General features: G+C 72.7%; 6 protein-coding genes and 1 pseudogene. 4 read left to right on the forward strand and 3 right to left on the reverse strand.

From position 1 onward, the window contains the following. Window positions 1–160 precede the first annotated feature (160 nt). The gene (locus tag L0B03_RS09250; protein ID WP_250445522.1) at window positions 161–772 is read right to left on the reverse strand and encodes a GNAT family N-acetyltransferase; all 612 of its coding nucleotides are present in this window, start codon (window positions 770–772) and stop codon (window positions 161–163) included. Beyond that, the gene (locus L0B03_RS09255; protein WP_250445523.1) at window positions 744–1,634 is read right to left on the reverse strand and encodes an SURF1 family protein; all 891 of its coding nucleotides are present in this window, start codon (window positions 1,632–1,634) and stop codon (window positions 744–746) included. Before L0B03_RS09255 ends, L0B03_RS09250 begins: the two co-directional genes overlap by 29 nt. 249 nt (window positions 1,635–1,883) lie before the next feature. On the opposite strand from L0B03_RS09255, the gene L0B03_RS09260 reads away from it, so the two are divergent. The 4 genes from L0B03_RS09260 to L0B03_RS09275 all read left to right on the forward strand — a co-directional run bounded on the left by L0B03_RS09260 (window position 1,884) and on the right by L0B03_RS09275 (window position 9,487). Continuing rightward, window positions 1,884–4,367 carry a phosphoketolase gene (locus L0B03_RS09260; protein ID WP_250445524.1) on the forward strand — a complete coding sequence of 828 codons (2,484 nt, stop codon included), beginning with the start codon at window positions 1,884–1,886 and terminating at the stop codon, window positions 4,365–4,367. Window positions 4,368–4,413: 46 nt separating this feature from the next. After that, window positions 4,414–6,483, forward strand: a complete 2,070-nt coding sequence (gene pta / locus L0B03_RS09265; RefSeq protein ID WP_250445525.1) for a phosphate acetyltransferase — start codon at window positions 4,414–4,416, stop codon at window positions 6,481–6,483. Window positions 6,484–6,544: 61 nt separating this feature from the next. Then, on the forward strand, window positions 6,545–7,738 hold the full coding sequence (locus L0B03_RS09270; RefSeq protein WP_250445526.1) for an acetate kinase: 1,194 nt from the start codon (window positions 6,545–6,547) through the stop codon (window positions 7,736–7,738). Window positions 7,739–7,816: 78 nt separating this feature from the next. Then, the gene (locus tag L0B03_RS09275) at window positions 7,817–9,487 is read left to right on the forward strand and encodes a diguanylate cyclase (protein ID WP_250445527.1); all 1,671 of its coding nucleotides are present in this window, start codon (window positions 7,817–7,819) and stop codon (window positions 9,485–9,487) included. 57 nt (window positions 9,488–9,544) lie between these two features. Here L0B03_RS09275 and L0B03_RS09280 read toward each other — a convergent pair. Continuing rightward, window positions 9,545–9,728 (reverse strand): annotated as a pseudogene (locus L0B03_RS09280) (phosphoenolpyruvate--protein phosphotransferase); the annotation flags it as partial.

The raw sequence follows: 9,728 nt of genomic DNA on the forward strand, positions 1-9,728 counted from the left end.
CGGACCAGCCACGTCGCGCCACCCGCCCGAGCCGCTCCTCCCGTGCCCGACGCAGCGCGGCCGAGCGGCAACGGCGCGACGTCAAGGCCCTGCGCCGTCGACCACCCCGCTCCGGGGGCGAGTAGCCGGCCCTCCGGGGGCGAGCAGCCGGTCCGCCCGGCTACGCCAGAAGGTCGGTCGGCCCCCCGAGGACCAACGCCTGCGGGTCCCCGACCTCCAGGCGACGCAGCCCCAGGCGCCGGTAGAAGGCCTGGGCCGAGGTGTTCGTGGGCGAGACCCCCAGGTGGAACCCGGTCGCTCCGCCCTCACGGACCGCACCGAGGAAGGTGGCCACGAGGCGGCGCCCGAGCCCACGGCCCTGATGACCAGGCAGCAGGTCGACGTGCAGGTGCGCCGGGTAGGCGGCGAGCTCGGCGTGCACCGTGCGCTCAGGGTGATGAAGGGTGTCGACGAGGCGCTCCTCGCGGGTGCGGGGCGCCGTCGGCAGCGGGTACCGGGATGCGACCTGCGGCAGCCAGCGACGGCGGTGCTCGAGAGCCCACCGCGCCGTGTCAGCCGTGCCGAGCACGTAGCCGACCACGGCCCCGGTGCCGTCCTCCTCGACGACGAAGGCGAGGTCCGGCTCGAGCTCGAGGTAGGGCCCGGCGTACACGTCGGGCATGAGGTCGTCGGTCGCGAAGAGGCCGCGGGCGTCCCCACCGTCCTCGGCCGTCCGGACGCACACCGCGTAGACCGCGGCGCGGTCAGCCGGCCGGTACGGCCTGATGCTCACCATGGTGCTCCTGTCGCGGGGGTCCGTCCTCAGCGTCCGCCTCGGGCTCGCCAGGCCCGTCGGGCTCGCCAGGGCCCTCCGGCCCCTCGGGCTCGACCGCGTCGCGGGCGTGGTCGCGCACCACACGCAACCACAGCACGAGGGCGAACCCGCCGAAGATCCACCACTGCACGGCGTAGGCCAGGTTCTGCAGGTCGAGACCGGCACCACCGACCGTGGGCGGGGGCAGCAGGACCGGCACCGCGTCGGTCGGCGGGTCGGTCTCGGCGAGCACCAGGTACCCCGAGTAGGTGGGGCCCGACCAGCGGTTCACGAGCTCGGCAGGGGCCACGGCGTCGATCTGGCCGGCCGGAAGGTCGGTCTCCCCCCGGGACTCCCCCGCCTGGAGGTAGCCGACCACCTGCACGTCACCCGTCGGGGCCGGGAACTGCTCGGCCTCCTCCGGCTCGGCGACCCAACCCCGCACCACCGGCAGCACCGGCGCCGATCCCCCGACCCCCGTCACCCGGAAGGGGGTGAGGAGGAGGTATCCGGTCCGCCCGTCGACCGAGCGCCCTGCGACGAGCAGCTCGTCGTCCTCGAACCTGCCAGTGACCTCGGCCTTGGTCCCGACGAGCTCGCCGCGGAAGCCGGCCCCGGGGTCGATCAGCTCGGCCAGCGGGATCGGGGGGGCGGCCACCTGCTCGGCGGCCAGCTCCTCGGCCGAGCCCGCACCGCGGATCTCCGCGCGGTCGAGCTGCCACACGCCCAGCCGCACGCACACCGCGGCGGCGCCGATCAGGAGGACGAGGAGGACGAGCATCCGGGTGGAGAGCGCCGTGCGCAGGTAGGGCGGCGCGACGGGCTGCACCGGGGAGTCCACCGCTCCACGGTACCCGGAGCGCACCGCCCCCCTCCCCCCGCTCTCCCGGTTCACGCGGTGTTCTCGTCAGCACCTCCTGCGCCCACGGCCGTCCTGTGGTGCCATGGCACCCACGGGGCACGTCGGTGCGGCCCAAACGTCCCATGTCTGGGACGGGCGGTGGTGCAGGCTGGTCCTGGCACAGCAGCAGAGCAGAGCGTCGCGCACAGCGCAGCGGTAGCCCCCGCTGCCCGGTATCAGGAGGCACGCATGACCTCGATCCTCGACCGTCCCTCGACCTGGACCACCCGTGAGGTGGAACCGCTCGACGCAGGGACCCTCGCCCGCGTCGACGCCTGGTGGCGCGCGGCCAACTACCTCTCGGTGGGGCAGATCTACCTGCTCGACAACCCGCTGCTCGCCGAGCCGCTGCACCGCGACCACGTCAAGCCGCGCCTGCTCGGCCACTGGGGCACGACCCCGGGCCTCAACTTCCTCTACGCCCACCTCAACCGGGCGATCCAGGAGCGCAGCCAGTCGGCCCTGTACGTCACGGGGCCGGGGCACGGCGGTCCGGGCCTCGTCGCGAACGCCTACCTCGAGGGCACGTACTCCGAGGTCTACACGGACATCACCACCGACACCGAGGGCATGCGCAAGCTCTTCCGCCAGTTCTCCTTCCCCGGCGGGATCCCGAGCCACGTCGCCCCCGAGACCCCGGGCTCGATCCACGAGGGCGGCGAGCTCGGCTACGCGCTGTCCCACGCCTACGGCGCGGCCTTCGACAACCCGGACCTGCTCGTCGCGGCGGTCGTGGGCGACGGCGAGGCCGAGACCGGCCCGCTTGCCACCAGCTGGCACTCGAACAAGTTCGTCGACCCGGTGGCCGACGGCGTGGTCCTGCCGATCCTGCACCTCAACGGCTACAAGATCGCCAACCCGACCGTCCTGGCCCGCATCCCCGAGTCCGAGCTCCTCGAGCTCATGCGCGGCTACGGCCACACCCCGTACGTGGTCTCGGGCGGCTTCGACGGCGAGGACCCGACGACGGTCCACCAGCGCATGGCCGAGGTGCTCGACCAGGCCCTCAACCAGATCAGCGAGATCAAGGCCGCGGCCCGCGCCGGGACGCTCACCGAGCGACCCCGCTGGCCCATGATCATCCTGCGCACCCCCAAGGGCTGGACCTGCCCGCCGGTGATCGACGGCAAGCAGGTCGAAGACTCGTGGCGTTCGCACCAGGTGCCCCTCGCGAGCGCCCGGGACACCGACGCCCACCTGCAGGTCCTCGACGGGTGGCTGCGGTCCTACCGGCCCGAGGAGCTCTTCGACGCGACGGGCGCCCTCGTCGCGGACGTCGCCTCCCTGGCCCCGGACGGGGACCTGAGGATGAGCGCGACCCCGCACGCCAACGGCGGTCTGCTGCTGCGTGACCTGAGGCTGCCCGACTTCCGCGACTTCGCCGTCGACGTCGACGTCCCGGGCGGCACGATCGCCGAGGCGACCAAGGTGCTCGGGCAGTGGCTCGCGGCCGTGGTCGAGGCCAACCCCGAGAACTTCCGGCTCTTCGGCCCCGACGAGACCGCGTCCAACCGCCTCCAGGCCGTCTTCGACGTGACCGACAAGGCCTGGGCCGCCGAGATCATCCCCGCGGACGACAACCTCGCCCGCGCGGGACGCGTCATGGAGATGCTGTCGGAGCACCAGTGCCAGGGCTGGCTCGAGGGCTACCTGCTGACCGGCCGCCACGGCGTCTTCAGCTGCTACGAGGCCTTCATCCACATCATCGACTCGATGGTCAACCAGCACGCCAAGTGGCTCAAGGTCACCCAGGAGATCCCCTGGCGCCAGCCGTTGGCCTCGCTCAACTACCTGCTGACCTCGCACGTGTGGCGCCAGGACCACAACGGCTTCTCCCACCAGGACCCCGGCTTCATCGACCACGTGGTCAACAAGAAGGCCGAGATCGTCCGGGTCTACCTGCCGCCGGACGCCAACACCCTCCTGTCGACCTACGACCACGTGCTGCGCAGCCGGGACTACATCAACGTCGTCGTCGCGGGCAAGCAGCCGGCCCCGACCTTCCTGTCGATGGACGACGCCATCGCGCACTGCGCCCGCGGCCTGGGCATCTGGGAGTGGGCCGGGACCGAGGATCGGGGCGACTCCCCCGACGTCGTGCTGGGCTGCGCGGGGGACGTCCCCACCCTGGAGACCCTCGCGGCCGCCGACCTGCTCCGCACCCACCTGCCCGACCTCAAGGTCCGCGTGGTCAACGTCGTGGACCTCATGCGGCTGCAGGACGAGCGCGAGCACCCGCACGGCCTGTCCGACCGCGACTTCGACACCCTGTTCACGCGGGACAAGCCGGTCATCTTCGCCTACCACGGCTACCCGTGGCTCATCCACCGCCTGACCTACCGCCGGGCCGGGCACAGCAACATCCACGTGCGCGGCTACAAGGAGGAGGGCACCACCACCACGCCCTTCGACATGGTCATGCTCAACGACCTCGACCGGTTCCACCTGGTCATCGACGTGATCGATCAGGTCCCCGGCCTGGGTACCCGTGCGGCTGGACTACGCCAGGAGATGGTCGACGCGCGGCTCCGGGCCCGGGACTACACCCGCGAGCACGGCGAGGACATCCCCGAGGTGCGTGACTGGGTGTGGCCCGACGTAGGGGAGACTGGGCGTGCGGACGGTGGACCGGCCCGCGACCAGGTCACCGCGACCGGCGGGGACAACGAGTAGGCCGTCCACGTCCCAGCCCCGCGACCGCACGACGACTGGACAGCACGTGGCACGCAGCATCTACATCACCTCGGCCGAGGGCGACACCGGCAAGTCGACCGTCGCCCTCGGCGTCCTGGACCTCCTGACCCGCAGCGTCCAGCGGGTCGGGGTGTTCCGGCCCGTGGCCCGCTCGACCGACCAGCCTGACTACGTGCTCGAGCTCCTGCTCGCCCACGACGGCGTCGAGCTGGAGTACGACGAGTGCGTCGGGGTGACGTACGAGGACCTGCACGCCGACCCCGAGGCGGCGCTGTCGAAGATCGTCTCCCGGTACCACGAGGTCGAGCGGCGCTGCGACGTCGTCGTCATCGTCGGCACCGACTACACGGACGTGGCCGGGCCGACCGAGCTGGCCTACAACGCCCGCATCGCGGTCAACCTGGGCGCCCCCGTCCTGCTGGTGGTCCGGGGGGCCGAGCGGCGACCCGAGGAGATCCGCCAGGTCGTCGACGTCTGCGTCGGCGAGCTGCGCACCCACCACGCCCAGGTGGTCGGGGTGGTCGCCAACCGCTGCGCCCCCGAGGGGCTCGTCCAGGTCCGCAAGGCCCTGGGCACCGAGCTCCCGGCCTGGGCCCTGCCCGAGGACCAGCTGCTCAGCGCCCCGACCGTCGGGGCCCTCATGGAGGCGGTCGGCGGGACGCTGGCCGCCGGGGACGAGGAGCTGCTCTCCCGCGAGGCCCTCGACCTGCTGGTGGGCGCGATGTCCATCGAGCACCTCCTCGAGAAGCTCACCGACGGCGCGGTCATCATGACCCCCGGGGACCGTTCGGACATCCTCCTGGGCCTGCTCACGGCCCACGCGGCCGACGGCTTCCCCTCCCTGGCCGGCATCATCCTCAACGGCGGCTTCTACCCGCCTGCCGTGGTCGCTCGGCTGGTCAACGGCCTGGGCCAGCGCCTGCCGATCATCCGGACCGACCTGGGGACCTTCCGGACCGCGAGCGCCGCGGCCGCGACCCGCGGGCGTCTCACGGCCGACTCCCAGCGCAAGGTCGACACCGCCCTGGCCCTGTTCGAGAAGCACGTCGACGCGCCCACCCTGCTGGCGAGCCTGGACGTCAGCCGTCCGACGGTCGTGACCCCGCTCATGTTCGAGTACACGCTGCTCGACCGGGCCCGCGCCGACCGCAAGCACATCGTGCTGCCCGAGGGGAACGACGACCGCATCCTGCGGGCGGCGAGCACCCTGCTGCAGCGTGAGGTCGCCGACCTCACCATCCTGGGCTCCGAGGGCTCGATCCGGGCCCGGGCCACCGAGCTGGGTCTGGACATCACCGCCGCGACCGTGATCGACCCCCGCGACGGCGAGCTCCACGACCGGTTCGCCCACGAGTACACCGAGCTGCGCAAGCACAAGGGCATGACGGTGGACCGTGCCCGGGAGATCGTCGGCTCGGTCTCCTACTTCGGCACCCTCATGGTCCAGCTCGGCCTGGCCGACGGCATGGTCTCGGGGGCGGTCCACACGACCGCGCACACGATCAAGCCGGCCTTCGAGATCATCAAGACCGTCCCCGACGTCTCGGTGGTCTCGAGCGTCTTCCTCATGTGCCTCGAGGACCGCGTCCTGGTCTACGGCGACGCGGCCGTCAACCCCGACCCGACCGCCGAGCAGCTCGCCGACATCGCGATCTCCTCCGCGGCGACCGCGGCCCAGTTCGGCATCGAGCCCCGGATCGCGATGCTGTCGTACTCGACAGGAGAGTCCGGGACGGGACCGGACGTCGAGAAGGTCCGCGCGGCGACCGCCCTGGTGCGCGAGCGGCGCCCGGACCTCGACGTCGAGGGGCCGATCCAGTACGACGCCGCCGTCGACGCCTCGGTGGCCAAGACGAAGATGCCCGACTCCACGGTGGCCGGCCGCGCGACCGTGTTCATCTTCCCGGACCTCAACACCGGCAACAACACCTACAAGGCCGTCCAGCGCTCGGCCGGGGCCGTCGCGATCGGCCCGGTCCTGCAGGGCCTGCGCAAGCCTGTCAACGACCTCTCGCGCGGGGCCCTCGTCGGCGACATCGTCAACACCGTCGCGATCACGGCGATCCAGGCCCAGGGCCTGAGCCGCACCTCCTGAGCCGCAGGTCACGTAGCCTCGTCCCACCTCCCGCACCACCCGCAGCAGCAAGGAGCACGCAGTGAGCGAGCACGTCCTGGTCGTCAACTCGGGGTCGTCCTCGATCAAGTACCAGCTGGTCGACGTCGGCACCGGGGAGTCCGTGGCTGGCGGCCTGGTGGAGCGCATCGGTGAGGGGGGCGACGGCACGCTGCGCCACGAAGGTCCGTCCGGGCGGACGGACCGCACCCAGCCGGTCCCCGACCACGACGCCGGGGTCCGTGCCGTGCTCGACCTCTTCGCCGAGGTCGGGCCCTCGCTGACCGAGGTCGGCCTGGTGGCCGTGGGTCACCGCGTGGTGCAGGGCGGGGACCGGTTCACCGAGCCCGTGCTGGTCGACGACGCGGTCGAGGCGGCGATCGAGGAGCTGTCCCCCTTGGCCCCGCTGCACAACCCGCCCAACCTGGCCGGGATCCGCGCCGCCAGGCATGCCTTCCCCGAGCTGCCGCACGTCGCCGTCTTCGACACGGCCTTCCACCACACCCTGCCCGCGGCCGCGCGCACCTACGCGATCGACCGCGACGTCGCCCGCGAGCACGGCATCCGCCGCTACGGGTTCCACGGCACCTCCCACGCCTACGTCTCACGGCGCACCGCGGAGCTGCTGGGCAAGAAGCCCGACGAGGTCAACCTCATCGTCGCGCACCTGGGCAACGGCGCCTCGATCACTGCGGTGCGTGGTGGCGAGTCGGTCGAGACCTCGATGGGCCTCACCCCCCTCGAGGGCCTGGTCATGGGCACCCGCTCGGGGGACGTCGACCCGGCCGTCATCTTCCACCTGCAGCGCGTCGCGGGCATGAGCACCGACGAGATCGACACCCTGCTCAACCGCCGGTCCGGCATGATCGGCATGGCCGGGGTCAACGACATGCGCGACGTGCACGACGCCGTCGCGGCCGGGGACGCCGACGCCCGGCTCGCCCTGGACGTCTACTGCCACCGCCTCAAGCACTACGTGGGCGCGTACTACGCCCAGCTCGGCCACGTGGACGCCGTGGTCTTCACCGCCGGCGTCGGCGAGAACGACGACATCGTCCGCGAGCTGGCCCTCACCGGCCTGGAGCGGCTGGGCATCGTGGTCGACGCGGAACGCAACGCGGGGCGCAAGAAGACCGAGACCGTCATCTCCCCCGACGGGGCCGAGGTGACCGTCCTGGTGGTCCCCACCAACGAGGAGCTCGAGATCGCGCAGCAGGCCGTCGCCCTGGTGGGGTGAGCCCGCGCGCCCCTCAGTGCACCCGCCGGCTCGGCCGCGAGCCTTCACATCGGCCCGGTTCCTGCCGATGATCGGAGTATGAGCCACGCCGAGGGATCGCCGGGCGCTGTGCCCCCGCGGCCCGGGGCGGACGTGCTCGACCTCGACCTGCCCGCGCTGGTGGCCCTGGTCGAGACCCGGTCGAACTCGCACCCGACCGCCTGCGTGGAGATCGGCGAGCAGGCGGTGGAGCGCGCGCAGGCCGTCGGCGACCCGCACTCCGAGATGAAGATCCAGTACTTCCTGGGCTTCTCCCGGCACCTCCTGTCCCACGACCACGCCGCCCTCGCCGCCATGGAGCGTGCGCTGGCCCTGGCCGAGGAGCTCGGCGACCGCCACTGGCAGGCGCGGATCCGCGGAGGTCTGGGGGCGGCGCACAGCGGGTTCGGGGACAACGCGAGCGCGATCGAGCTCCTCGAGCAGTCCCTCGCGCTGCGCCGTGAGCTCGGGGACACCTTCGGGATCGCGGCCGCGCTCAACAACCTCGGTGTGACCTTCGAGGAGATGGGCCTCTTCCCTGATCGCGCGCGCGAGCTGCTGACCGAGGCCTTCACGCTCTTCGACGGGCTCGGCAACGACCACGGCCGGTGCGCGAGCCTGACGCACCTGGCTTCCCTCGACACGACCGCGAGCGAGGCCCTGGCCGAGGCGGACCCGGTCGCGGCCACCGGTCTGGCGACCCACGCCCTGCGGACCGCGCGCAAGGCCGTCGGGCACGCCCGAGCCCTCCAGGACAACAACAGGCTGCTCGGCGAGTGCCTCATCCGGCAGGCCCGCGCGCACCTGGCCTGCGAGGAGGTCGACGCCGCGCAGGAGGTGCTGGACGAGGCCGAGTCCCTGACCTCCCTGGTGGACACGACGCACTTCCTCCTCCGCCTCGCCTCGACCCGGGGCCGTCTGCATCGCACCCGCGGCGACCTCCGCGCAGCCATCGAGGAGATCGAGCGCGGTCTCGAGATCAGCAACGGCGTGCTGCGCAGCTTCGAGCGGGTCGAGCTGCTCACCGAGCTCGTCGCGATCCACGAGGAGCGCGGCGCCTACGCCGACGCGCTCGCGGCGCACCGGCAGCTCCTCACCGCGACGCTCCAGCAGCGCCAGGACGCCGCCGAACGCCGCGCCCGCGTGATCAACGCCCAGCTCGACGTCGAGCGCTCCCGGGTCGAGGCCGAGGTCGAGCGCCTCCGCTCGGCCCAGCTCGAGATCGCCAACCGCGAGCTGGCCTACGACGCGACGCACGACTCCCTGACCGGGCTGCTCAACCGACGCGGCTTCGACGCCGCCCTCGCCGCCCGCACCCACCACGACGGCGAGGCCGTGACCGTCCTGGTCGGGGACCTCGATAACTTCAAGGTGGTCAACGACCGCTGGTCCCACGCGATCGGCGACCGCGTCCTGCGCGAGGTCGCGCTCCTCGCGGGGGGCGCCGTCCGGGGCACCGACCAGGTCGCCCGGGTGGGCGGCGAGGAGATCGCGGTCATCCTCGCCGAGGGGTCCACCGAGGTGCGCGCAGTCGGCGAACGCATCCGCTCCGCGGTCGAGGGGTTCGACTGGGGGTCGATCGCCCCCGGCATCACCGTGACGATCAGCATCGGCGCGGCGACACGGCGCCCGGGCGAGAGCCTGCCCACCCTCCTGGACCGGGCCGACCGGCTGCTCTACGCCGCCAAGCAGGCGGGACGCAACCTCGTCCGGACCGACGGGGTGGGCTGAGCCCCGGAGTCCGAGGGCCCCGGGGTCAGGTCTCCCACCGCCCGCGGGCGAGCACCATCAGAGTGCGAGCACCTCGCGGACCTCGGGGTCGACCAGGGCCAGTGCGGCGGCCCTCGCCTGGTCAGCGGTGCGCCCGCCCCGGGCCGCCGCCGCGATCTCGACGCAACGCGCGCGCGTGTGCCGGGCCAGGGCGAAGCGTGCCGCAGGGGCCGCCGCGGGCGACATCGACAGGCTGGTGACC

The sequence above is a fragment of the Actinotalea sp. C106 genome, from assembly GCF_023630195.1.
Lineage (GTDB): Bacteria > Actinomycetota > Actinomycetes > Actinomycetales > Cellulomonadaceae > Actinotalea.